Here is a 24,317-nt window from a genome sequence, read left to right on the forward strand (position 1 = left end):
TGTCCGGCTCACGAGAAACCAATAGCTTTCTGTTCATGACATCGACCGAAACCACCGCCACCATCGCCGTCTACGGCGCGACCGGACACACCGGCGGCTACCTGCTCGCCGAACTGCGCCGCCGCGGCCTCGCCCCGATCCTGGTGGGCCGCGATGCCGATCGCGTCCGAGCCGCTGCCGATGCCGCGGACCTGCCCGCAGCCGACATCCGGGTAGCCGGCCTGTCCGACCACACGGCTCTGGTCACCGCGTTCACCGGAGCGGATGTGGTGATCAGCAGCTTGCCCGCCTATGTCGAGCACGGCTCGGCGGTGCTGGCCGCCGCGATCGACGCGGGTGCGCACTACACCGACATGTCCGGCGAGCAGCTTTTCCTGAAGCGCGTGCTAGACGAGTTCGGACCGCGCGCGGCGGCGGCCGGCGTCACCGTGGTCTCCGGCGTCACCGACAGCAACCTCCCCGGCGACTTGCTGGCACACCTCATCACGCGCCGGGTGCCCGGGCCGGCCGAGGTGGTGTTGAGCCATCTGAGCAAGAGCGGCGGCAATGGTTCCAAAGGCAGCGCGAAGACGGTGCTCGCCAGTTTGGATTGGTTCCGCGGCGGCGGCTGGCACTACGCCGACGGCGAACTGCGCACCGGCGCGACGGCGCGCCGCGAGAAGATGACCTTCCCCGGTGACACCGAGCCGACCACCGTCGCCAAATTCCCGCAGCCCCCGGTCCTGACCATCCCGCGGCACTCGGACGTCTCCTACGTCGAGGGCGTCCTCGCCACCTCGATCCTCGACACACTCAGCGGGTTCACCGCCGAACTGATCGACACGCTGCCGGACGCGCCCGGCGCGGACCTGCGCTACGACCTCGTCGTCGACGCGTTCGGCGCGGACGGGCGGCAGGTCCGCGGCGTGCTCAGCGGCGTCGACTCCTACCGCGATTCGGCGTTGATGGCGGTGGAGTCGGCGGTCCGCTTGGCCGGCGGAGCCGCGGCGCCCGGCGCCCTCGCGCCGGCGGAGGCGTTCGACCCCGCCGATTTCCTGGACGCGCTGGCGCCTTTCGGTATCACCTGGCGTATCGAGGGAAGCCGAGCGTCGGCGAAGGATCGGGCATAGTCGAACGATGACCGACAATCGACCGCCGCTCGCTGTCGCCCTCGATCTCGCGCCGCATCCCGAAGGCGGCTGGTACCGCCAAACCTGGCGCAGCCCGGTGGAATTCACACCGGAGGGTTATCCGGGCCCGCGCGCCGCCGCCACCGCGATCCATTTCCTGCTGCTGCCGGGCGAGCGGTCCGCCCCGCACACGGTGCGCTCCGACGAGCTGTGGCTCTGGCACCGTGGCGGACCGCTGGCGCTGGAGATCGGCGGCGAGGAGGTGATCCTCGGCCCCGACCTGGAGCACGGTCAGGCGCTCCAAGCGGTGGTGCCGGGCGGGGTCAGCCAGTCGGCGCGGCCGGCGACTGCGGAATACGTGCTGGTCAGCTGCATCGTCGCGCCGGGATTCGACTTCGCGGATTTCCGGCTGGACTGACCCGGCTCAGCGCACCGGCACGGCGGCGAATCGTTCGAGCTCGTGCGGATCGTGCGCGCAGAACATTCGCACCCGCTCGCCGTGGTCGGCGTGCAGCGTGCGCAGCCGTTCCAGGTTCTCCACCCGCTCTCGTCCGAGCGTGCTCGCGAACACCTCGAACACGCCGAGGCCGACCGGGGGACGCGCCTTCCCCGCCGCCAGCTGCCGGTGGTGGAAATAGGCGTCGCCGCAGTGCAGCAACCATCCGTCGCTCTGCCGGACCGCGACGCCGCTGTGCCCGCGCGTGTGGCCGACCAGCGGGATCAGCATGATGTCCTCGAGCACCGGGACGGCGGTGAAGCCGAACCAGGTGTCCGCGCCGGTCTCGTGGGCCAGCCAGCGGGGGCCGTGTTCCCACTGGCGCGGCTGATACCGCATCTTCTCCCCGAGGGTGGGGCGCTGGGTCGCCGCGTCGAGTTCGTCGGCGAAGACGTGCACAGTGGCGTCGGGGAAGTCGGACAGCCCGCCCGCGTGATCGAGATCGAGATGGGTGAGCACGATGTGCCGGACGTCCTCGCGCCGATAGCCCAACCCCCGGATCTGGTGCAGCGCGGTGAGTTCGGGGCGCAACCGGGGACGCAGCAACCGCGAGGTACCGAAACCGAGCCTGCCCCGGTCGAGCACGTCGCCCATGCCGAAGCCCGTGTCCACCAGCACCAGGCCGTCATCGGACTCTACGAGCAGGCAATGGCCGACCAACCCGCCGGTCAGCAGACCACCGCTGCCGAGCAGCGCTCGTCCGCCGACCGGGCACATGGTCGCGCAGTCCAGATGCCGCACCAGCATCGCGGAAACTCCCTCCTGCGGCGCCGAATCGGACTGATCCGTTTCGGCACGAAGGTCTCTTTTGTTCCCGTCAACGTAGTCGGAGCACGACTCGGCCGCGACAGCGCGGTCACCGCCGCGGTAATCGGCGGGCGAATCGATCGCCGCCCGCCGATCCCGAACAGCCTGATCACTCAGGAATTTCGAGCACGCCCTCGTCCACGGCCCAGGCGATGGTGCGCTCGAGATCCGGACACGAGTCCGGGCGACCCGGCCCGTGACCGGTCGCGCTCAGTGCGGCGAAAACCGGGCAGTGCTCGGCCGGGTTGCCGGTCCACTGCACCGACGTCTGGTGGTTGCTGCTCTTGCGCACCAGCACATGACTTTGGCAGGCCCGGCACCGCAGGGGTGTCAGGCCGTCCTCCAGATACCGCTGCTTGTCGACCACCGTCTGGGCGCGCACTTCGGCTCGCCGAGCGGGCTGATCGGCGAAATCGGGTGCCTTCGCCCAGGTGGCCGCCATCAGACGCTCGCCTCGGCTTCCTCGGACTCGCGCTTGCGCCGCAGGTTCTCGGCGACCTCGGCTTCCCACGCCTCGTTCGCCTTGGTGGTGTCGACCTCGAACTCGAAGCGCTGGGTCATCTTCTCGGTGACGTCGGCCAGGTCGACGTAGAACTGGTCGTACCAGCGACGCAGCTGGTAGACCGGCCCGTCCTCCTCGCACAGCAGCGGGTTCTCGACCTTGGACTTGTGCTTCCAGATCTCGACGTCCTGCAGGAAGCCGACGCTGATGCCCTCGGTCATCTTCTCGGCCAGCTTGGTCGCCATCTCGCCCTCGACGCCCTTGGGCTTCTCCAGCGTGATGCCCCATTGCAGGACGAAGGAGTCCTGCGTGACCGGGTAGTGGCAGTTGATCAGGACGCTTTTGACCTCGTAACCGCTGTAGATGTTGATCAGCGGGTTGATCATGTACGAGGGCCCGAAGTACGAGGCCTCGGACTTCAGCAGCGTGTCACCGCCGTATTTGGAGGCCATGCCGATGTCCGGCCTGCCCTTGGTCTCCAGGAACTGGGTGGCGATGTGACCCTCGAAGACGTTCTTGAAGTACGTCGGGAAGGCGAAATGGATGTAGAAGAAGTGGGCCATGTCGACCACGTTGTCGATGATCTCGCGGCAGTTGGCGCCCTCGATCAGCATCGAATTCCAGGTCCAGTCGGTCCACCCGCTGTCGAGTTGCTCGCTGGGGTTGCCGTCGGCGTCGGTGTAGGGGCCCTTGATGTGCGGGATCGTGACCTCGGGCGGCGGCTGGCTGCCCTCGTGGTCGTGCCAGACGAACAGCTGGCCGTTGCGCTCCAGCGTGGTCCACTTCCTGGTGCGCGCCAGCGGCGGCACCCGCCGCGCGTACGGAATCGCGGTGCACTTGCCGTTGGTCCCCGACCAGCGCCAGTCGTGGAACGGACAGGCGATGTCGTCGCCCTTGACCTCACCCATGCTCAGGTCGCCGCCCATGTGCCTGCAGTAGGCGTCGAGCACCCGCAGTTCACCACTGCTGTCGGCCCAGACGACGAGCTTGGTGCCGAAAACGTTCACCGCGTGCGGCTTGCCGTCGCGGAACGTCTTGGCCAGACCCAGGCAATGCCATCCCCGCGCATAGCGGGTCGGTGCGGTGCCGACATCCAGCTCCCGGACCTTCGCTCCGCCCTGTGGGGTAACTGCCATCGCGTTTCCTCCTCCATCTGTACTAGAACACGTTACAAAACTGGCGTCCTCGACGCCAGCGATTCACCTCACTTCCTGCATGAGCGCATGTCCGCGCGAGGGTGAACACCGGTTCTCGACATAAATAGGAACGTGTTCTAGTCTCAGAGGCAAATGAGATTCCGGACATCAACCGACCAGGCAGGAGCAGGTCCCGAGATGACGCAAGAAGTGACCGAACGGGTCGAAGCGCTGTTGCCGACGTTGCGCGAACGCGCACAGGAGGCCGAGGACCTGCGGCGCATCCCCGACGAAAGCATGAAGGCGTTGCAGGAGACCGGCTTCTTCCGGTTGCTCCAGCCCAAGCAGTGGGGCGGTCACGCCGCCGATCCGGTGGTCTTCTACGACACCGTGCGCAAGATCGCCGGCGCGTGCGGCTCCACCGGCTGGGTGGCCGGCATTGTCGGCGTGCACAACTGGCACCTCGCGCTGTTCGCGCAGCAGGCGCAGGAGGACGTCTGGGGCGAGGACACCGAAGTGCGGATCTCCTCCTCCTACGCGCCCATGGGCGCGGGCACGGTCGTCGACGGCGGCTACCTCGTCAACGGCGCGTGGGCCTGGTCGTCCGGCTGCGATCACGCCACCTGGGCGGTGCTCGGCGGCCCGGTGATCAAGGACGGCAAGCCGGTGGACTTCGGCAGCTTCCTCATCCCGCGCGACGACTACCGCATCGACGACGTGTGGAACGTGGTCGGCCTGCGCGGCACCGGCTCCAACACCGTCGTGGTGAAGGACGTCTTCGTGCCCTCGCACCGGTTCCTCAGCTTCCGTGCCATGAGCGAACTGAAATCGCCCGGTCTGGAGCAGAATACCGATCCGGTCTACAAGATGCCTTGGGGCACAATCCATCCCACCACCATCTCCACCCCGATCGTCGGCATGGCCTACGGCGCCTACGCGGCGCACGTCGAGCACCAGGGCAAGCGGGTGCGCGCGGCCTACGCGGGCGAGAAGGCCAAGGAGGACCCGTTCGCCAAGGTGCGCATAGCGGAGGCCGCCAGCGACATCGACGCCGCGTGGCGGCAGCTGTCGGGCAACGTCGCCGACGAGTACGCACTGCTGGCGGCGGGCAAGGAGATCCCGTTCGACCTGCGCGTGCGGGCGCGGCGCGACCAGGTGCGCGCCACCGGCCGCTCGATCGCCGCGATCGACAAGCTGTTCGAGAGCTCCGGCGCCACCGCACTGGCCAACGGCACACCGCTGCAACGCTTCTGGCGCGACGCGCACGCGGGCCGGGTGCACGCGGCCAACGATCCCGAGCGCGCCTACCTGATGTACGGCACGCACGAGTTCGGCCTGCCCGTCACCGACGGCATGGTCTAGGAGGACGACCGTGACCTCTACCGCGGAACTCACCGCCGAATCGACCTCGCGCTACGCGCAGGTGCGGCCCGATCTGCGGCTGCACTACCACGAGGCGGGCGTCGGCAGCGGGCCGACGATCGTCCTGCTGCACGGCGGCGGGCCTGGCGCGTCCTCCTGGTCGAACTTCGCGCGCAACATCCCGGTACTGGCCGAGCACTTCCACGTGATCGCGGTCGACCAGCCGGGCTACGGCCGCTCGGACAAACCCACCGAGCATCCGCAGTACTTCGTGCACAGCGCCTCGGCGCTGAAGGACCTGCTCGACCACTTGGAGATCACGTCCCGGGTGCACCTGCTGGGCAACTCGCTCGGCGGCGGCGCGGCGGTCCGGTTCGCACTGGACTACCCGGATCGGGCCGGGAAGCTGATCCTGATGGGGCCGGGCGGGCTGAGCACCAACCTGTTCGCGCCCGACCCGACCGAGGGCGTGAAGCTGCTCTCCAAGTTCAATTTCGAGCCGACCAGGGAGAACCTGGAGGCGTTCCTGCGCATCATGGTCTTCGACCAGTCGCTCATCACCGAGGAGCTGATCGACGAGCGGTTCGCCTCGGCGAGCACGCCCGAGGCGCTGGCCGCGACCAGGGCGATGGGCAAGTCGTTCGCCGGCGCGGACTTCGAGAAGGGCATGCTCTGGCGCGACGCCTACAAACTGCGTCAGCCCGTGCTGCTGATCTGGGGCCGGGAGGACCGGGTCAACCCGCTCGACGGCGCGCTGGTGGCGACCAAGGTGATCCCGCGCGCGCAGCTGCACGTCTTCGGTGGCTGCGGGCACTGGGCACAGCTGGAGAAGTTCCACGAATTCAACCGGCTCGCGATCGATTTCCTCGCGGGCGTCAAGGAGAAGTGATGGGCATCCGCTCACTGGGATATCTGCGTATCGAGGCGACCGACATGGCCGCCTGGCGGGAGTACGGCCTGAAGGTCCTCGGCATGGTCGAGGGCAAGGGCACCGACCCCGAAGCGCTGTACTTGCGCATGGACGAGTTCCCGGCCCGGCTGGTGATCGTTCCCGGCGAGAAGGACCGGCTACAGGTCTCGGGCTGGGAGACCGCCAATGCCGAGGAGTTGCAGGACGTCCGCGACCGGCTCGACGCGGCGGGTGTGCCCTACAAGGAGGGCACGGCCACCGAACTGGCCGATCGCCGGGTGTACGAGCTGATCAAGTTCGACGACCCGTCCGGCAACACGCTCGAGGCTTTCCACGGCGCGGCGCTGGAGCATCGCCGGGTCGTCAGTCCATACGGGCACCGGTTCGTCACCGAGGAGCAGGGGCTCGGGCACGTGGTGCTCAGCACCAAGGACGACAAAGCGGCGCTGGAGTTCTACCGCGACGTGCTGGGCTTCCGGCTGCGCGACTCGATGCGGCTGCCACCGCAGATGGTCGGTCGCCCGGCCGACGGCGAGCCCGCCTGGCTGCGCTTCTTCGGCTGCAATCCGCGCCACCACTCGCTGGCGTTCCTGCCCATGCCGACGCCGAGCGGCATTGTGCATCTGATGCTCGAGGTGGAGAACGCCGACGACGTCGGCCTGACCCTGGACCGGGCGCTGCGCAAGAAGGTCAAGATGTCGGCGACGCTCGGACGGCACGTCAACGACAAGATGCTCTCCTTCTACATGAAGACGCCGGGCGGATTCGACGTCGAATTCGGCTGCGAGGGCTTGGAAGTGGACGACCACGACTGGATCGCGCGAGAATCGACCGCGGTGAGCCTGTGGGGCCACGACTTCACCGTCGGGCAACGGCAGCAGTGACCGAGAGGGCGAGCGAAGCGATGACCGCGGACGGATCCGGGATCGATCCACGGCAGTTCCGGAATGTGCTGGGGCAGTTCTGCACCGGCATCACCGTGATCACCACCTTCGACGACGACGGAGTGCCGATCGGCTTCGCGTGCCAGTCTTTCGCCGCCCTCTCCCTCGAACCGCCGCTGGTGCTGTTCTGCCCCACCAAGGCGTCCCGGTCCTGGGCGGCGATCGAGAAATCGGGGCGCTTCTGCGTGAACGTCCTCGCCGAACAGCAGCGCGAACTGTGCGCCCGCTTCGGCTCCCGCGAACCCGACAAGTTCGCCGGCGCCGCCTGGCACACGTCCGACCTGGAACTCCCGGTGCTGGACGAAGCGCTGGCCACCATCGAGTGCAAGGTGGACAACGTCATCGACGGCGGCGACCACTACATCGTGATCGGGCGAGTCCAGACCCTCTCCGAAACCACCACCACCGGCCGCCCCCTGCTGTTCTACCGGGGCCAGTACACCGCCATCGAACCGGAGAAGACCACCCCAGCCCCGTGGCGCGCGGACCTGGAGCACTTCCTCACGACTACGACATTGGACACCTGGTTGTAGCTGGGCGAAGTCCGACCACCGCTACAGTCGAGGGATGTCCTTACAGGGCCGGATCACATCGGACCCCGCGATCTGCCACGGCAAGCCGGTGATACGGGGACTGCGGTATCCCGTCGAGATGATTTTGGATCTACTGGCTTCCGGCATGACCATCGACGATTTGCTCGCCGATCATCCAGACCTCGAGGCCGACGACATCCTCGCCGCATTGGCATACGCGGCCACTGCGGTCAAAAGCAACGCCGACGTGTGCGAACGTCGGCGCGGCAATCCCCGACAACGGCTAACCGCGGATGAGCTCGTCGCAAGGCACTGCCTCTTGCCCAGGGTTGATAGTTTCGCCATGCGTCTGGAGTCCGACATGCTCTTCGGTGAGGGCATGCGTCGCGCCGACCACGGTGCATCGCGGGAGCTACGCGCCCTCGAGGAGGAGTGGCGCGATGTCGACTGAATCCTCGATGCCCGAATCCCTCCGCGACGCTGGTGTCCCCGCATTGCCGAAAGCATCCGCAAGAACCTGTAAGCCACGGGCGCGCCACTGATTCCAGATGCTGAAGTCGGGGGCATTGTTAGGCAGAAAGCAGGCCACCTGAAGCAGCACCCTTATATCGGACACACGTTCGAGACACGGCGGCAGTCTGGCGACATGCCCGAACTCCCGTGCCGAGACTTTGCACCCACTACTGATATGCGATTTCGGCGGTGGGGTGGCGGCGAGGACCGCCCCTGATGCTCGGCGCCCTCATCGGTCAGTACTTGTAGAAACCCTCTCCGGTGGCGATGCCGAGCTTGCCCTTGTCGATGTAGTTCTCCTTCAACCACTGGGCCAGCCGTTGGGAGTCCTCGTCCTCGTTGTTGACGAGGATGTTGTAAGGCGTGGTCAGCCCGATGATGTCGAGAATGCGGAACGGCCCGGCCGGTGCGCCGGTGCCGATCTGCCAGGTCTTGTCCACCGCTTCGGGATCGGCGTAGCCGCCCGCCGCCAAGTTCATGCCCGCGTTGAGCAACGGCACCAGCAGCGAGTTCAGGACGTAACCGGCCTTCTCCTTGTGGATTTCGATCGGCACCATGCCGATCTTCGAGGCGAAGTCGACCACGGCCTGGTACACGTTCGGGTCGGTGTCGGCGGTGCCCATGATCTCGGCGGTGTTGAAGTGCCACACCTGATTCGCGAAGTGCAGCGCGAGAAATCGGTCCGGGCGGCCGGTGAAGTCTTTGATGGCGCTGGGCAGCAGGGTGGAGGAATTGGTGGCGAAGATGGTGCGCTCCGGTGCGACCTGGCCGAGCTTCTCGTACGTCTGCTGCTTGATGGTCAGCACCTCGGGAATGGCCTCGATGACCAGATCCGCGTCCTGCGCCGCTCGAGCCAGATCGGAAGTCAGCGCGATGCCCGCCGCCGTCTGCTCGGCCTTGCCGTCCCCGCCGCCGGGTACCTGCTCACGGTAGACCGCCACCAGCTTGTCGAGTCGCTCCCTGGCCGCGGTCAGCGCCTTGTCGTCGATGTCGTATGCCGTCACCTCGAAACCGTGGAAGGCCGTCTGGAAGGCGATCTGCGAACCGAGCACTCCGGTGCCGAGGACGGTCACCTTGCGAATGTCGATGGTCATTCGTCTCTCCTCTCGAGACGTTGATGGTGGCGGTGCTCGATGGCCGATATCGTACGTTTACGAGCGGCCGTACAGTTCATCCAGTCCGATCAGCTCGACCTCGCCTTCGCGCTCGGCCCGTTGCAGGTCTTCGCTGAATCCCGCGCCGGAGAAGCAGAGCAGGCGCATTCCGGTGACATCGAATTTCCCGCTCGCGGAGATCAGTTCGCGGATGCGCCGCAGACGGTCCAGATGGCCGAGGCCCATCACCTCGTTCCACTTCGCCTCCCCGATGCCGAGCAGCGGTGGACGGCCGTCCTCGGCGTAACCGACCGCGACGATGTCGACCTCGTGTGTCGTACGGTTCGCCGAATCGTTGACCGTGCCGGACGAAACCTGCACCGGAAGGTCGCCGAGCCGATTTCGGCCGGTGCTTTCCTGGGCGAAAAGCATGGCCCACTCGCGGCAGATTCGCTCGAAGTGCGGGCCGATCACGTTGCTGGCGAACCGATGCGATGCCCGCTGCCAGATACGGCTGGTGTCCGTGGCCAAGGTCAGCTGAGGCCAGAACGGCCGCATGATCGCGTGGTAGAAGGTGACCAGCGGTTCGGCGATCCGGAAATCGCTGCGGTTGGCGCGGAACGCGTCGGCCTCGCGGGTGACGAAACCGGCGTCCTCGAGCACAGTCAAGGGGTGCGCCAGCGTGTTCACCGGGCGGCCGACGTGGCCGGCGATGCCACCCCGGCCGGTGTTGCCGGTGGCGATGGCGTTGAGCACGGAGTGATAGAGGGCGCCGTCCCGAAGATCGGGCTCCTCGGCGAGCAGGTACCGCGCCTCCAGGAACATCGGGCTTCCCGGGGACAGAATCGCTCGAACCACCCAATCATCGAAATCCGCGAGATTCGCGGGCGCGTCATAGCGGATCATCTCGGTCCGATACGCCGGTGTTCCGCCCACCACCGAATGCACGAGCAGGGCCAGCCGAGGGTCACTGATCCCCCAGAACTCCGCTGCTCGCCGGTAACTCAAGGTGGCGATGGGCAATTCGAGCGAAGCACGGCCGCGCAGCGGGGCATTTCCCGAAAGCAGGCCACCCATAAAAGACAACGCCGAACCACAGAGCAGCAACCGTGTGCGCGAAGCGGTGCGCTCGGCTCGCCTCGGCGCATACGCTCCCTGAATGATCGACGGCAGCGCTGGATTCGCCCTGACCAGATAGGGAAACTCATCGATCACCACGGGCGTGTTCTTCTCGCGTCCCATGCGAAGCAGCACATCGATCACTTGCCCCCAGTTCGCCGGGGTGAAGGGAGCGACCAGATCGAGGTGGCGGCTGAGCGCCTCCCCGACGGCGGCGAGCGATTCCGCGTCGGTGGCCTCCTGCGCGGAGAAGTAGAAACCGTCGGCGACTTCGCAGACGGCCTCAAGCAGAAAACTTTTACCTTGCCTGCGTCGACCGGAGATCACGCCGAGAGACGCACTCGGGGCGGGATCGTCGATGAACCGGGTCAGTGCCTCCCATTCCCGGTCGCGATCGAAGATGTCGGACGGTTTCCGCACGCGCCCCTCCCAAAAGTAGTGAACTTATGATAACTGTACTACTCTCACCAGCTGGCACATTAGAGCGGCGAATCCCGGGGACCACCACACGCTCGTGTGCCACCCGAAAGGTGAAGTGCTCAGTTGATGAGCACTTTGGGTCGGAGGATGAGGTGGAAAGACATCACCGCATCTTGGAGGGCACCGTGAGTCGGTTCGATGGAACAAGAATTCTTACTTGTGTCGACGTCGCACAGTGGGAGGAGTGGCTGGCAGCCAATCACGACAGGCACGCCGACGTCTGGCTGAAGATCGCCAAGAAGGGGGCGGCGGACCGGACGATCAGCAACGGGGAGGCGCTCGACGGCGCGCTCTGCTTCGGCTGGATCGACAGTCACCGCCGCGGCCTCGACGCCGAGCACTACCTGCAGCGATACTCGCCGCGCCGTCCGAGTAGTCCGTGGTCGCAGATCAATGTCGCCAAAGCCGAAGCTCTCGTCGCCGCAGGTCGCATGCGGGCCCCCGGTTTCGCGGCCATCGCCGCCGCGCAGTCCGATGGACGCTGGGCGGCCGCCTATGAATCCCAGCGGACCGCCACCTGTCCGGCCGACTTACTCGAAGCGCTCAGCGCGAATTCACGCGCACGGAGGAGATTCGAACTGCTCGACCGCACCGCGCAGTATGCGCACTTCCTGCGGCTGATGAAGACGCGGAGTTCCGCCGAGCGGGCTGGGCAGCTGCGGCGCATGCTCGATGAGTTGAATCAGCCAGCGGCGTAGTCCAAGTCGACTACGGCATCGATGATCATCGATAGCGGCGAGGCGAAAATCGGTTGGGAATCGTGTGCGCCGACGCGAGGATATGTGTTGTGCTGCTTCTTGTTCCGGCCGATGTACTTCGCCCCCAACGCGTCGACGAGCATTTCGCCCCGGAGGCGGACGCGGCTCGTGCCGTCGGATTGGAAGTCGCCGTGGTCGATCACGACGCGCTGACCCGCGCTGAGGGCGCGGAGGAGGCCGTTCGACGCGTTCGTTCCAGCGGGGTGGCTGTCTACCGCGGCTGGATGTTGCGCAGTGCTGAGTACGCCGCGTTCGAACGGAGCTTGCGGCAGCGGGGCGTCACGCTGCGCACGAGCGCCGAACAATACCGGCGGGCGCACGAGCTGCCGGGGTGGTATTCCGCACTCGCCGAGATGACGCCTCGATCGGTATGGACCAGCGGGAGCGGTCGCGCCGCGTTCGATCACGCGCGTCGGGAGCTGGGAACCGGCCCCGTCGTCCTGCGCGACTACACCAAGTCGATGAAGCACTACTGGCACGAAGCGGCGTTCATCCCCGACGCGGCGGACCCGGACGCCGCCTGGCGGGTCGCGAGCAGATTCCGTGAACTCCGCGGCGAAGACCTGACCGGCGGATTCGTCCTGCGCCGCTTCGAGCGTTTCCAGTCTGCCGAAGTCCGCACTTGGTGGGTGGACGGCAAGTGCCGGTTGATCGGCCCGCACCCGGACACCCCGGAGGAAATGCCTGACGTCGCTTTCGATCCGGCCACCGTCGAAGACGCCATCACCACCCTCGGCCTCCCCTTCGTCACGGCCGACTTCGCACTACGCGACGACCGGACCTGGTGCCTGGTCGAACTCGGAGACGGCCAGGTCAGCGACCGGCCTGCGACCATTCCGGCCGAAGAGCTGATCGCCCTCCTCCGCGCGGGTTGAGCACGGGCAGACGAGTATCAGGTACTCGATGGCGGTCCTTGATTTCCGTGATCGAAGAGGTTACGAAGCCCTGCCGCGCGCGAACCGACTGTGGCCGGTACTCGCCGTAAGCTGGAATATGTGGTGCAGCAGTGCACTTCGGGTCGGGTCTGCGAAGGAAGCCGATGTTCGCCAACTGGTTCCACCCTGCCGCCGCCATCCCGAAGCCGCGGCGGGCGATGGCCTTAGTGCTCTGCTCACTCGCTGTGCTCGCTACCGACGTGGCGGGTACAGCCGCACATGCCGACGAGACTGCCTGGGCGACAATGGAACCGGGCTCGGCAGTCGGCTCGCATGGGTTTTCGGGCGGATGGGGTGGCATCGAGTCCGCGCGCTTCATCGAGTACATCACCGAGGGCCCGACCGGCGCGCCGACCATGGCGACCGGCGTGCTCGCGACACCTGACGGAACACCGCCCGCCGGCGGCTGGCCGATCGTCGCCTGGGAGCACGGGACCAGCGGACTCGGCGCGACGTGCGGGATCAGCACGAACCCGCGCTACGACGCGCCCATCGTCCGGCGGCTGCTGGACCAGGGGTACGCGGTCGTCGCGCCGGACTATGTCGGCCTCGGCGCGGGCGCGGCCACCACGCACCCCTATCTCCAGTCGCGCACCGAGGCCACGGCGACCGTCGACCTCGTCCGCGCCGCCCGCCACGTCGATGCCGCGCTCGCGCGTAGGTGGGCGGTGACGGGTGTCTCCCAGGGCGGGCACGCCGCGCTCAACACCGGTGGCATCGCCGACATCTACGCGCCCGAACTCGAATTCCGTGGCACCGCGGCGCTCGCGCCACCGTCGAACATCGAGGGAGTTCTCGCACTCGCCGGACCGTATGTGCCGGAGGTCCCCGGCTTCGAAGGCTCCACCGCCCTATTCGCCGCCATGCTGAACGGGATGCGACTCGCCGCACCCGACACGGTGGCTGCCGCACTGACACCCGCGGGTGCGGACGCGCTGGCTCGGATCGACCGGCGGTGCCAACGGGAGTGGCAATCGGCGGTTCGCGGCACAACGATCGGATCAATGCTCCAACGACCTGTGGCGGGCAGCCCTTTTGCCGACGCCCTCACCGGCTACCTAAGGGTACCGACCTCGGGGTATCGCGGCCCGCTGTTCATCGCGCACGGCACCGCCGACAACGTCGTCCCCATCGCGCTCACCCGGTTGTTACTCACCCAATACACGCTCGCCGGAACGAAGTATGAATTCCGCAGCTACGACACCGATCACGAAGGGATCGTCGCCGCCGCTTGGCCGGACGTGCTCTCCTTCGTCGCCGCAGTTCTCGGCCCCGCGTAGTCGACCCACTCGACCGCCGTCGACCGGCAGAGCCTTACTCGAGCGCAGACGAACTGGGTCGCGAACCTCCGTCCGCGACCCCGCTGCGTTCGCCCGGTCAGGCGGTGACGGTCGCCTTCTCCCGCTGCAATTCCAGCGCGATGTCGATCAGCTGATCCTCCTGGCCGCCGACCAGTTTGCGCCTGCCCGCTCGTACGAGCATTTCGGCGGCGGAGACGCCGTAGCGCTCGGCTTGGCGCTCGGCGTGCTTGAGGAAGCTGGAGTAGACGCCCGCGTAGCCCATCATCAGGGCCTGGCGATCGAGCAGGCATTCCTGGGGCATGGCGGGGCGGACGACGTCTTCGGCGGCGTCGGCGATGGCGAAGAAATCGATGCCTGTCTTGACGCCGAGCTTGTCGCACACGCCGACCAGCGCCTCGACCGGGGTGTTTCCCGCGCCCGCGCCGAAACGCCGTGCGCTGCCGTCGATCTGCTTCGCGCCGGCGCGGATGGCGTAGATCGAGTTGGCCACGGCCAAGTCGAGGTTCTCGTGACCGTGGAAGCCGACCTGCGCGTCGTCGCCGAGTTCGGCCACCAGCGCCGCGACGCGGTCGGAAACCTGCTCGAGCACCAGCGCACCGGCCGAGTCGACGATGTAGACGCACTGGCAGCCGGCGTCGGCCATGATGCGCGCCTGCTTGGCGAGCACCTCCGGCGGCTGGGTGTGCGACATCATCAGGAACCCGACCGTCTCCAGTCCGAGTTCCCGCGCCAGACCGAAGTGCTGGATCGACACGTCGGCTTCGGTGCAGTGTGTGGCGATCCGGCAGATGGACGCGCCGTTGTCCTGGGAGATCTTGATGTCTTCCTTCACCCCGACGCCGGGCAGCATCAGCACGGCGATCTTCGCCCGCTTCGCCGTCTCGGCGGCGATGGTGACCAGTTCCTGCTCCGGCGTCTTGGAGAAGCCGTAGTTGAACGACGAACCGCCGAGACCGTCGCCGTGGGTCACCTCGATCACCGGCACGCCCGCGCCGTCCAGCGCGGCCACGATGTCGCGGACCTCGGTGGCGGTGAACTGGTGGCGCTTGTGGTGGGATCCGTCGCGCAGCGAGGTGTCGGTGACGCGGATGTCGAGTTCTGCTGAGTAGGCCATGTCGAAAGCTCCTTACACCCGGGCCGTGACGATCTGCTCGGCGATGACCTCGCCGACCTGCGTAGCGGCGGCGGTCATGATGTCGAGGTTGCCCGCGTACGGGGGCAGGAAGTCGCCCGCGCCCTCCACCTCGACGAATACCGATACCTTGGCCATGCCGCCGGAGACCACCGAGGGCTCGTCGAACTGCGGCTCGTTGATCAGCCGGTAGCCGGGCACGTACTGCTGGATGTCGGCGACCATCCGGTGGATCGAATCGGCGATCGCGTCGGTGTCGGCGTCGTCGGGGATGGCGCAGAAGATGGTGTCGCGCATGATCATCGGCGGCTCGGCCGGATTCAGGATGATGATGGCCTTGCCGCGCTGCGCCCCGCCGATGGTCTCGACGCCGCGACTGGTGGTCTTGGTGAACTCGTCGATGTTCGCGCGGGTGCCGGGGCCCGCGGAGACCGACGACACCGACGCGACGATCTCCGCGTACGGCACCGGGACGACCCGCGACACCGCGGCGACGATCGGGATCGTCGCCTGGCCGCCGCAGGTGATCATGTTGACGTTCGGCGCGTCGATATTCGCGCCCAGGTTCACCGGCGGCACGACGGCGGGGCCGACGGCGGCGGGGGTGAGGTCGACGGCGCGGATGCCCGCTCCGGCGTAGCGCGGCGCGGCGGCGCGGTGCACGTACGCCGAGGTCGCCTCGAAGATCAGGTCGGGCAGTTCGGATTGCCCGAGCAGCCAGTCCACGCCTTCGTGCGAGGTTTCCAGCCCGAGCCCGCGCGCCCGCTTCAGCCCCTCGCTGTCCGGGTCGATCCCGATCATCCAACGCGGCTGGATCTTCTGCGAGCGCAGCAGTTTGTAGAGCAGATCGGTGCTGATGTTGCCGGACCCGACGATCGCGGCGGTGACGGTCCCGTTGGACACGACAGCCTCCCTAGGTGAATTGCAAACGGACAGAGCCGAGTCCGGCGAACTCGGCGTGGAAGTCATCGCCCGGACGGGCGTCGATGGCGCGGGTGCACGAGCCGGGCAGCACGATGTCACCTGCCTTCAACCGGACACCGAAGCTCGCGACCTTGCGCGCCAGCCAGGCCACCGCGATCACCGGATCACCCAGGACCGCGTCGCTGCGGCCCTCGGCGACCACCTCGCCGTTGCGGGTGAGCACCGCGTCGATGACCTTGATGTCGATGTCCTTCGGCGCGACACGCTGCGCGCCGAGTACGAAGCCCGCCGAAGACGCGTTGTCGGAGATGGTGTCGGCCAGGCCGATGTTCCAGTCCTTGATCCGCGAGTCGATCAACTCGATCGCGGGCGCGAAGGCGACCGTGGCGGCGAGCACGTCCTCTTCGGTGCACTCCGCGCCGGGCAGGTCGGCGCCGAGCACGAACCCGACCTCCACCTCGACCCGGGGGAACAGATACCGGCCCGCTTCCACCGGAACGTCCTCGTAGACTTCCATTTCCGCGAGCAGATGCCCGTAGTCGGGCTCGTCCACGCCCATCATCTGCTGCATGGCCTTCGAGGACAGGCCCACCTTGTGCCCGACCACGCGCGCGCCCGCGTCGAGCCTGCGGCGGATGTTGATCAGCTGGATCTCGTAGGCGTCGACCACGTCGATGTCGGGGTGGCGGGCGATCAGCGGATCGATCGCCACCCGGTCGCGCTCGGCGCGCTCGAGTTCGTCGGCCAGTTCGGTTCGTACCGCGTCGGACAGCACGCTAATTTCCTTCCACTGTTGCGTTTTCCAGCGCCGAGACCTGCTCGCCCGCGGCCGACCGCCCCGCCCTGCGGCCGGAGAAGACGCAGTCGGCCAGCGACAGCCCGCTGACATAGGACTTGGAGCAGACGCCGACCGCGGTGCGCCCGGCCGCGAAGAGCCCGGGGATGTCGGCGCCCTCGGTCGTCTTGACCGCGCCGGTGCGCTCGTCCACGACGACGCCGCCGAGGGTGAGCATGGGGCACGGGTTGGTCAGGCTCGGTTTGATGCCCACATCCAACAACCAGAAGGGGCCGGTACGGACCGGTTCGGTGAACTCGGCGGGTTTCCCGACCGGATCGGGGGCGCCGGTCTCGATCGCGGTGTTGTGCGCGTCGACCGTCGCGCGCAACCCGGCCGGGTCGATGCCCGCCTTCGCCGCGGCTTCCTCCAGCGTGGCGCCGCGAATCGCGGTGCGACGCATGGTCTCGAACTGCCCGCGCTGGAACCAGGCTCCTTGCTTGCCGATCTGCCCGATCGCGGTGCGCATGAGTGGGTTGTCGGCCAGCAGCCACCCCTTGCCGCCGTGCTCGGTGATCAGCTTGTTGCCGACCGCGGCGCCGTAGCGCGTCTCATCGATCACCCGCCTGCCATCGGCGTCCACCAGCAGCGCCGCGGTGAACGCGCTGGGCGGGAGCAGGAATCGCCATGCGGAGACGTTGTCCATGTGATCCACGGCCGCGCCGACCTGCTCGGCCATCAGGATGCCGCTGCCGTCGTCGGCGGTGGTGCCGAGGGCGAGACCGCCGTGGAAGGCGGGCGCGTACTGCCGCACCAACTCGCGATTGGCGATGAACCCGCCCGCGCTGAGCACCACTGCGCGCCGCGCGAGGACCCGGATCGTGCTGCCGTACCGGCGTTCCAGCAGGTCCAGCCGCTGTTCCAGTGCCCGTCGCAGCGGCGGGTAGTAGATGCCGGGCTTTGCCGCGACCTTCGCCATGCGGGTGTAACGGTCGCGGACCCGGCCGGGCGCGTCGCGCAGGGTGCGGCACTCGACGCCGATCACCGCGCCCGCGCCGTCGGTGATCAGTCGGGTCACCCGGGTGAGGGTCTCCACGCGCACGCCCGCCCTGGACGCGGCGGCGGCGAGCGGGCCGGTGAGCTTCTTTCCCGAAGTGCCCCTTCCCTTCACCCGATGTCCGCGCTGGGCGGGCGGGATGTCGCGGAACGCGCCGGAGATCTCGCTGCCGGAGTAGTACAGGTAGTAGCGGTCGTTGGGGTAGGAAGTCTTGTACGGGCACAGCGAGGCTTCGAACGGAACGCCGTGCGCCTTCAGCCACTCGATCAGTTCCGGGCTCTCGTCGACGAACCGGCGCAACGTCTCGGGGGCGACCGCGTCGCCGACCTCGCGCTGGAGGTAGGCGTACATGGCCTCCGGGGTGTCCTCCACCCCGGCCTCCCGTTGCACGGAGGTGCCGCCGCCCGCGTAGATGATGCCGCCCGACAGCGCCGACGTCCCGCCTCCGGCGAAGCGTTCGAGCACGAGCACCTGCGCGCCCGCCTCGGTCGCTTCCAGCGCGGCCGCCGCCCCTGCGGCGCCGTATCCGACCACGACAACGTCGGTGGCCAGGTCCCATTCGAGGCCCATGTTCTTAACTCCGGTCTGAAACTGAAACAAGTTTCCTCGACAAACGGAACGTCGAGCAAGTCTTCTGCCACACAACATAGACCAATGGCGCGTCCATTCTATAACGTGTTCTACATGACTGATCGGGAATACGACGTGGTGGTGGTCGGCAGCGGCGCCGCCGGCATGACCGCCGCCCTCACCGCGGCCCACAACGGCCTGAGCGTGGTGGTCATCGAGAAGGCCGCGCACTACGGCGGGTCGACCGCGCGCTCCGGCGGCGGCGTGTGGATCCCGGGCAACAAGGCGCTGCGCGCGTCCGGTCGGCCCGACGACCGCGAGGACGCACGGACCTACCTGCACAGCATCATCGGCGACGTCGTCCCCTCCGAACGGGTCGACACCTTCATCGATCGCGGGGCCGAAGCGCTGGACTTCGTGCTCGATCACTCGCCCCTGAAGATGACGTGGGTGCCCGGCTACTCCGACTACCATCCCGAAGCGCCGGGCGGGCGGCCCGAGGGGCGCTCGTGCGAGCCCAAGCCGTTCGACACGAAGATCCTCGGCGACGAGCGGTTCAACCTGGAGCCGCCGTACGCGAAGGCTCCGCTGAACGTGGTGGTCATGCAGGCCGACTTCGTCCGGCTCAATCTGATTCGGCGGCATCCGAAGGGCATGCTCCGGGCGATGCGCGTCGGCGCGCGCACCTACTGGGCCAAGTTCACCCGCAAACACATCGTCGGCATGGGGCAGGCCATCATCGCGGGCATGCGCAAGGGGCTCATGGACGCGAACGTGCCGCTGTTGCTGAACACCCCGATGACCGACCTCGTGGTGACCGACGGCGTCGTCACCGGCGTCCGCGCGCTGCACGAGGGCGAGCCGGTCACCTTCACTGCCCGCTACGGCGTCGTCCTGGGCAGCGGCGGTTTCGAGCACAACGCGGAAATGCGCACCAAATACCAGCGCCAGCCCATCACCACCGAGTGGACCACCGGCGCGGCCGCCAATACCGGCGACGGCATCCAAGCGGGCATGGCGGCGGGCGCGGCCATCGGTTTCATGGAGGACGCCTGGTGGGGGCCGACCATCTTCAAGGGCGGCAAACCGTGGTTCGCGCTGGCCGAACGGAACCTGCCCGGCAGCATCATGGTGAACGCCGACGGCAAGCGATTCGGAAATGAGTCCGCTCCTTACGTCGAGGCGGTGCACACCATGTACGGCGGCGAGTACGGGCAGGGCGAGGGGCCGGGCGAGAACATCCCCGCGTGGCTGGTGTTCGACCAGCGCTACCGGAACCGCTACATCTTCGCCGGGCTACAGCCCGGTCAGCGTTTTCCGTCCCGGTGGATGGAAAACGACTTCATCGTCAAGGCCGACAGCATCGAGGAATTGGCAGGCAAGATCGACGTGCCCGCCGACGAGTTGGCCGCTACCGTCACCCGCTTCAACGGCTTCGCCGAGACCGGGAAGGACGAGGACTTCGGCCGCGGCGACAGCCATTACGACCGGTACTACGGCGATCCGACCGTGCGGCCCAACCCGTGCCTGGCCGCGCTGGTGGAGGGCCCGTACTACGCCGCCAAGATCGTGCCGGGCGATCTGGGCACCAAGGGCGGACTGGTGGCCGACACCGCCGGGCGGGTGCTGCGCGAGGACGGCAGCGTCATCGAGGGGCTGTACGCCTCCGGCAACTGCTCCACACCGGTGATGGGCCACACCTATGCCGGGCCCGGCGCCACCATCGGTCCCGCGATCGCCTTCGGCTACCTCGCGGTGCTGGACATCGTCAAGCGCAAGAAGGAGCAGCCCGCGGCCACTGCGGTAGAGGCGTGAGACGAGAGATCGCGGTTCCGGCCATGGCACACGGCCGGAACCCGCGCCCGGCGCGTACCGCGATCTATCCACAGGCAGATGAACGATCCCGAGGAGCGGACGACGCTCTGGCGAGCCGGTGTCCGGACGCGCAGGATCGAACTCGGGCGCCGCGAATTCCGGCGCGCCCGCGCTCGCGGCGGTCGGGCCGGATTTGATCCACATTCATGCACAAGGAGAACTGATGCCCATCGACCCGAAGATCGCGCTCGGCGCGCAACTGCCGAGCCGGGAGTTCGCCTGGACCCCGTCGGACGTACAGCTCTATCAGCTGGGCCTCGGCGCGGGCACGCGCTGGACCGACGCGGCCGAGCTGCGCTACCTCGACGATCGGGAACCGCAGGTGCTGCCCACCTTCGCCACCGTGGCGGCCACCGTGCACGAGACCGAGCCACCCAGGGTGAGCTTCCCCGGCGTCGAGATCGATCTGGCGAAGGTGGTGCACGGTCACCAGGAGGTCGAGGTGCACCGGCCGATCCCGGCCGCGGGCAAGGCGACCAAGGTCAGCCGGATCGCCGAGATCTGGGACAAGGGCTCGGCCGCGGTCATCGTGCAGGAGCACACCGTCACCGGCTCCGACGGAGCGCCGCTGTGGACCGAGCGCTCCTCGATCTTCGCCAAGGGCGAGGGCGGCTTCGGCGGCGAGCGCGGACCGAGCACCAAGACCGAACTGCCCGATCGCGCCCCGGATTTCGACGTCACCACCCCGACGCTGCCGCAGCAGGCGCTGCTCTACCGGATGTCCGGCGACCGCAACCCGCTGCACTCCGACCCCGAATTCGCCCGCGCCGCCGGATTCCCCGCGCCGATCCTGCACGGGTTGTGCACCTACGGCATCGTCTGCAAGACCGCGACCGACATCGTGCTCGACTCCGACACGAGCCGCGTCACCGGTTTCCGCGCCCGGTTCGCCGGGGTGCTCTACCCGGGCGAGACGATCCGCACCCGGATCTGGCGCGAGGACGACCGACTCGTCATCGCCGCAACCGTGGTCGAACGCGACGACGCGCCGGTCCTTGGGGATGTCGAACTGCGATTCCGGCCCGCCTGAGGAATCACTACACAGCTTCACCCGAGCGGCACAGGCAGGTGCGCGTCCGACAGCACTCGCACGAACGGCGGACGTGGCGCCTGAGGGCGCCAGTGCGGACGACTCCCGCCCCGCGCCGGTGCGGATGCCGGACGAAGGGCATCGGCGGTCAACGGCACGCGAGCGTCCCACGTTTCGTCGGCAGGTCGCGTCGCGGCGCTGGGGAGGGTTGGCCCGGCCGCTGTCCGCGTATCACGCGGGATCCGTCGGCGGAAGGGAGATGCCGACGGCACCGCAAGCACCACTGGGTAGTGGGAATGGTGCGCAGCAGGCGAACCGAGATCTCGGCGTCACAGCGGCGGCAGCGGCCGTAACGTCCGGTGGAGATGAGCATGAGAGCTGCCTCGATGTCCGCCAGCGCTTGCCGTGCTGCCGCGGCCAGTTTGCTGTCGACCTCGCGTCTGGCCGCGTCAGCCGGGTCGGCGGGTTCACCTGCGCGGGCGATTACGGCTTCGAGTTCGGCCAGCTGTTGCAGGCGGAAGCGGCGTTGCTGCAACAGGGCGGCGCGCAGCACGGGTAGCTGTTCGCTGAGGCTTGCGCGTGAAACGGGGTGTGCGTGGGTCATCGTCGACTCCAGGGCTGGTTGGTGGTCAATGCTCGGCCGCGGCGGGTGTGAGCGCGATGCTCGCGGTGCGGATGCCGGGCACGGTGCGGGTCAAGGCGACGGCGATGCGTCGTTCGGATTCGTCGGCGAACCGGCCGTAGACGGTGGCGTCGCCGTCGTCGACGGTGACCTGCCAGCGCCGCGCGCCGCGGTATTGATCGAGCAGGCGCTGCGCATCGGCCGCGAGCGCGTCGTCCGGGGTGAGCATGAGCCGCAGCGCGTCGCCGCGGCTGAACATGCCGACCACGCGGTCCTCGGCGTCGACGACCGGCAGACTGCGTAGTCCGTGGGTCACCAGCCTGCTCATACCCTCGGCCAGTGCCGCGGTCTGGGGCAGGGCGACCGCCGGCGTGGTCATCACCGCGCCGACAGCGTCGTCGAGTTCTCCGGACCGCAAGAGGTCACCGCTGGTGAGCATTCCGATGAGGCGGTCGTCCCCGTCGAGCACGGGCAGCGCCGCGTACCGCAGTTCGGCGAGCATCAGCGCCGCATCGCGCGCCGTATCCTCGCGCCGAACGGTGGTGACCGGCCTCCGCATCACCTCACGTACCTGCATGTTCCTCACTCCGATACCTCCTTTCCGGCTCAACCCCATGGTGGCGTGGCGGCGAGGCGATCGATTGCGCTGATCGGACAATCGGAGGGCGGAGAGTTGTGGCGACGGCACAGCGGGCCGGGTCAGTCGGTGTCGGCGACGGCGAGTTCGATCATCATGGCGAGACGTTTGCGCGGATCGTCCAAGCCGAGATCGGTCACCTCCGCCATCTTGCGCAGCCGGTTGCGGACGGTGTTCTCGTGCACGCCGAGCTGCGCGCTCGCCTGGGCCGAGTCGCCCTGCGCCTGCAACCAGGCGCGCAGCGTAGCCACGTACTGGGTGGAGTGCGCGCGGTCGTGGCGCCGTAATTCCGACACCGGTCCCCGCGCCGGGGTGCGTCCGGAAAGTCCTGCGGTGCGCAATCGCTGTAGCAGGATCTCGTCCCACGACTCGTCGTAGGCGGGAGGCTCGGCCGCCGCGGGCCGGGCCTCGTGCAGCGCCAGGCACTCGTCGGCTTCTCGGCGCGCCGACGCCAATTCCGTGGCCCGTGCGAGACCGCTGACGCCGGCCGTCAATGTCATCCCCACGGGCAGCGCGGCCTGTAACTCACCGACCCAGCGGCGTGCCACCGCAGCGGAATCAGCGGGGAGCACGGTGTAGACGGTGTCGCCGACCAAGGCGCTGCGGGTCGAACGGGACCAGCCGAATCCGGTCGTCGCTCGCTCGAAGATCAACAGCAGCGCGGCGTGCCGCTCGTGCGCGTCTCGATCCCGCAGCGCGATCACCCGCAGGTTCTCCGGCGCCAGCCCCAGTCTGCTGGCCACCGTCGCCGCGTCCGCCGCACCCTCCAGTAGACGAATGACCAGATCGGCTTCCACCTGACGCTCCAGGTCCGCGCTGGCTCGCGACCGCAGCAGGTGCAAGGCCACCGTGCGCGCACCATCGGCCAAGGCCGTGCGCCGGGCCCCGCGTAACGGCGCCGGGCACGACACCCATATCGACCCCAGCAGTTGCCTGCCCACCCGCACGGCCACGACCATCCGCCCCGTCACACCGCGTTCGGCGTCCGCGGCGACGAACAACGGCTCATCCGAGGCGGCCAAATGCGCGAAGACACCGCGCGCGTCGAACAGGGCCCGCAACCACGGCGGCATCTCCCTACCGAGGATCGTCTCGACGCGGGCGGGATCGAGGTGCTGCTTCGGCTTCGAATACGCCAGCACCCGAGACCGCCGGTCCTCGATCGTCACCGCGCCCCCGACAGCGTCGGCCACGCTGTCGGCCAAGGCGAACAAATCGGTCGGGCCGCGACCGGCCTCGGTCTCGCGTCCTTCCAGCACCAATCCGTAAACGACCGCGGCAAGCTCGCTCCAGGCCACCGCGGGATCGACCACCAGCACCGCCACGCCATCGATATCCGGCTCGTGCTCGGTCTCCGCACCCCCACGAAAGACTGCGACGACAGCACCCGCCGAGACCGCCCATTCCACCACCTCCGACAGCGAGCGTGCCCCTATCCCCAGCAGCACGTCACCCGCTTCCACGGGCCCCTGATCGGCCGCGTGGATCACCACGCTGCGCAATCGGGTGGACCGGGGCACCGAACCCAACCGCAAGCGGATTCCGTAGCCACTCAGCACGTTCGCCAACCGGTCCAATGTCACCACGAGCCGCTCCGAAGCCGAGCCGACAGCGCTGCGCGCCCAGGCGACCGACGCGGCCCCCACAAGGTCGTGGACGTGGCGGTCATTCGATCGAACTCGGCGAACGTCATAAG

The 24,317-nt window shown here is 67.9% G+C and carries 24 protein-coding genes; 12 read left to right on the forward strand and 12 right to left on the reverse strand.

Features of this window, described 5'->3' with window-relative positions:
* The first annotated feature begins 35 nt into the window (after positions 1-35).
* Together ACWESM_RS06820 and ACWESM_RS06825 are read left to right on the forward strand one after the other, a co-directional pair.
* Positions 36-1,109: a saccharopine dehydrogenase NADP-binding domain-containing protein gene (locus ACWESM_RS06820; protein ID WP_355076810.1), complete on the forward strand. Its 1,074-nt coding sequence runs from the start codon at positions 36-38 to the stop codon at positions 1,107-1,109.
* 7 nt (positions 1,110-1,116) lie between these two features.
* Positions 1,117-1,527, forward strand: coding sequence for a cupin domain-containing protein (locus ACWESM_RS06825; protein ID WP_355076809.1), 411 nt, complete (start codon positions 1,117-1,119; stop codon positions 1,525-1,527).
* 6 nt (positions 1,528-1,533) lie between these two features.
* On the opposite strand, the gene ACWESM_RS06830 is transcribed toward ACWESM_RS06825, so the two are convergent.
* The 3 genes from ACWESM_RS06830 to ACWESM_RS06840 form a co-directional block, all read right to left on the reverse strand.
* Positions 1,534-2,352, reverse strand: a complete 819-nt coding sequence (locus ACWESM_RS06830; protein WP_364425187.1) for an MBL fold metallo-hydrolase — start codon at positions 2,350-2,352, stop codon at positions 1,534-1,536.
* A 169-nt stretch (positions 2,353-2,521) separates the two neighbouring features.
* Positions 2,522-2,854 carry a hypothetical protein gene (locus ACWESM_RS06835; RefSeq protein WP_355076806.1) on the reverse strand — a complete coding sequence of 111 codons (333 nt, stop codon included), beginning with the start codon at positions 2,852-2,854 and terminating at the stop codon, positions 2,522-2,524.
* On the reverse strand, positions 2,854-4,050 hold the full coding sequence (locus ACWESM_RS06840; RefSeq protein WP_356963597.1) for a Rieske 2Fe-2S domain-containing protein: 1,197 nt from the start codon (positions 4,048-4,050) through the stop codon (positions 2,854-2,856). Before ACWESM_RS06840 ends, ACWESM_RS06835 begins: the two co-directional genes overlap by 1 nt.
* A gap of 198 nt (positions 4,051-4,248) precedes the next feature.
* On the opposite strand from ACWESM_RS06840, the gene hsaA reads away from it, so the two are divergent.
* The 5 genes from hsaA to ACWESM_RS06865 are packed head-to-tail and all read left to right on the forward strand — an operon-like array spanning position 4,249 to position 8,250.
* On the forward strand, positions 4,249-5,412 hold the full coding sequence (gene hsaA, locus ACWESM_RS06845) for a 3-hydroxy-9,10-secoandrosta-1,3,5(10)-triene-9,17-dione monooxygenase oxygenase subunit (RefSeq protein WP_355076804.1): 1,164 nt from the start codon (positions 4,249-4,251) through the stop codon (positions 5,410-5,412).
* A 10-nt stretch (positions 5,413-5,422) separates the two neighbouring features.
* Positions 5,423-6,301 (forward strand): 4,5:9,10-diseco-3-hydroxy-5,9,17-trioxoandrosta-1(10),2-diene-4-oate hydrolase, encoded by an 879-nt coding sequence (hsaD, locus tag ACWESM_RS06850; RefSeq protein WP_364425192.1) that lies wholly within the window; start codon positions 5,423-5,425, stop codon positions 6,299-6,301.
* The gene (hsaC, locus tag ACWESM_RS06855) at positions 6,301-7,206 is read left to right on the forward strand and encodes an iron-dependent extradiol dioxygenase HsaC (RefSeq protein ID WP_355076801.1); all 906 of its coding nucleotides are present in this window, start codon (positions 6,301-6,303) and stop codon (positions 7,204-7,206) included. Before hsaD ends, hsaC begins: the two co-directional genes overlap by 1 nt.
* Before the next feature lie 20 nt (positions 7,207-7,226).
* Positions 7,227-7,799 (forward strand): 3-hydroxy-9,10-secoandrosta-1,3,5(10)-triene-9,17-dione monooxygenase reductase subunit, encoded by a 573-nt coding sequence (gene hsaB, locus ACWESM_RS06860; protein ID WP_364425196.1) that lies wholly within the window; start codon positions 7,227-7,229, stop codon positions 7,797-7,799.
* 34 nt (positions 7,800-7,833) lie between these two features.
* Positions 7,834-8,250, forward strand: coding sequence for a DUF433 domain-containing protein (locus ACWESM_RS06865; protein ID WP_364425199.1), 417 nt, complete (start codon positions 7,834-7,836; stop codon positions 8,248-8,250).
* A 298-nt stretch (positions 8,251-8,548) separates the two neighbouring features.
* On the opposite strand, the gene ACWESM_RS06870 is transcribed toward ACWESM_RS06865, so the two are convergent.
* Both ACWESM_RS06870 and ACWESM_RS06875 read right to left on the reverse strand, forming a co-directional pair.
* A complete protein-coding gene (locus tag ACWESM_RS06870; RefSeq protein ID WP_364425201.1) occupies positions 8,549-9,406 on the reverse strand; it encodes a 3-hydroxyacyl-CoA dehydrogenase in 858 nt (285 codons plus the stop codon).
* Positions 9,407-9,463: 57 nt separating this feature from the next.
* Entirely contained in the window at positions 9,464-10,945 is a 1,482-nt protein-coding gene (locus ACWESM_RS06875; RefSeq protein ID WP_452491086.1) for an AAA family ATPase, read from the reverse strand.
* Positions 10,946-11,130: 185 nt separating this feature from the next.
* Between ACWESM_RS06875 and ACWESM_RS06880 the strand changes: the two genes are divergently transcribed.
* The 3 genes from ACWESM_RS06880 to ACWESM_RS06890 all read left to right on the forward strand — a co-directional run bounded on the left by ACWESM_RS06880 (position 11,131) and on the right by ACWESM_RS06890 (position 13,978).
* The gene (locus ACWESM_RS06880) at positions 11,131-11,703 is read left to right on the forward strand and encodes a YdeI/OmpD-associated family protein (protein ID WP_452491087.1); all 573 of its coding nucleotides are present in this window, start codon (positions 11,131-11,133) and stop codon (positions 11,701-11,703) included.
* Positions 11,704-11,792: 89 nt separating this feature from the next.
* Positions 11,793-12,638: an ATP-grasp domain-containing protein gene (locus tag ACWESM_RS06885; RefSeq protein ID WP_452491088.1), complete on the forward strand. Its 846-nt coding sequence runs from the start codon at positions 11,793-11,795 to the stop codon at positions 12,636-12,638.
* 164 nt (positions 12,639-12,802) lie between these two features.
* A complete protein-coding gene (locus tag ACWESM_RS06890) occupies positions 12,803-13,978 on the forward strand; it encodes a lipase family protein (protein WP_452491089.1) in 1,176 nt (391 codons plus the stop codon).
* Between the two features lie 97 nt (positions 13,979-14,075).
* Here ACWESM_RS06890 and dmpG read toward each other — a convergent pair whose 3' ends face one another.
* From dmpG to ACWESM_RS06910, 4 genes are read right to left on the reverse strand one after another with little or no spacing between them, the layout of a single operon-like run.
* Entirely contained in the window at positions 14,076-15,113 is a 1,038-nt protein-coding gene (dmpG, locus tag ACWESM_RS06895) for a 4-hydroxy-2-oxovalerate aldolase (RefSeq protein ID WP_452491090.1), read from the reverse strand.
* A gap of 12 nt (positions 15,114-15,125) precedes the next feature.
* Positions 15,126-16,034: an acetaldehyde dehydrogenase (acetylating) gene (locus ACWESM_RS06900; RefSeq protein ID WP_452491091.1), complete on the reverse strand. Its 909-nt coding sequence runs from the start codon at positions 16,032-16,034 to the stop codon at positions 15,126-15,128.
* 10 nt (positions 16,035-16,044) lie between these two features.
* Entirely contained in the window at positions 16,045-16,830 is a 786-nt protein-coding gene (locus ACWESM_RS06905) for a 2-keto-4-pentenoate hydratase (RefSeq protein ID WP_364436159.1), read from the reverse strand.
* A 1-nt stretch (position 16,831) separates the two neighbouring features.
* Positions 16,832-18,457: an FAD-binding protein gene (locus ACWESM_RS06910; RefSeq protein ID WP_452491092.1), complete on the reverse strand. Its 1,626-nt coding sequence runs from the start codon at positions 18,455-18,457 to the stop codon at positions 16,832-16,834.
* Between the two features lie 114 nt (positions 18,458-18,571).
* Between ACWESM_RS06910 and kstD the strand changes: the two genes are divergently transcribed.
* Positions 18,572-20,272, forward strand: a complete 1,701-nt coding sequence (kstD, locus tag ACWESM_RS06915; protein WP_452491093.1) for a 3-oxosteroid 1-dehydrogenase — start codon at positions 18,572-18,574, stop codon at positions 20,270-20,272.
* 223 nt (positions 20,273-20,495) lie between these two features.
* On the forward strand, positions 20,496-21,362 hold the full coding sequence (locus ACWESM_RS06920) for a MaoC/PaaZ C-terminal domain-containing protein (protein ID WP_452491094.1): 867 nt from the start codon (positions 20,496-20,498) through the stop codon (positions 21,360-21,362).
* Between the two features lie 148 nt (positions 21,363-21,510).
* Here the strand turns inward: ACWESM_RS06920 and ACWESM_RS06925 are convergent, their stop codons facing one another.
* From ACWESM_RS06925 to ACWESM_RS06935, 3 genes are all read right to left on the reverse strand, one after another.
* Positions 21,511-21,966 carry a TraR/DksA family transcriptional regulator gene (locus tag ACWESM_RS06925; RefSeq protein WP_364436146.1) on the reverse strand — a complete coding sequence of 152 codons (456 nt, stop codon included), beginning with the start codon at positions 21,964-21,966 and terminating at the stop codon, positions 21,511-21,513.
* 25 nt (positions 21,967-21,991) lie between these two features.
* Positions 21,992-22,561, reverse strand: a complete 570-nt coding sequence (locus ACWESM_RS06930; RefSeq protein ID WP_364436193.1) for a CBS domain-containing protein — start codon at positions 22,559-22,561, stop codon at positions 21,992-21,994.
* 122 nt (positions 22,562-22,683) lie between these two features.
* Positions 22,684-24,207, reverse strand: coding sequence for a PucR family transcriptional regulator (locus tag ACWESM_RS06935; RefSeq protein ID WP_452491095.1), 1,524 nt, complete (start codon positions 24,205-24,207; stop codon positions 22,684-22,686).
* Positions 24,208-24,317: the final 110 nt, after the last annotated feature.

It is taken from the genome of Nocardia sp. NPDC003999 (assembly GCF_053604885.1).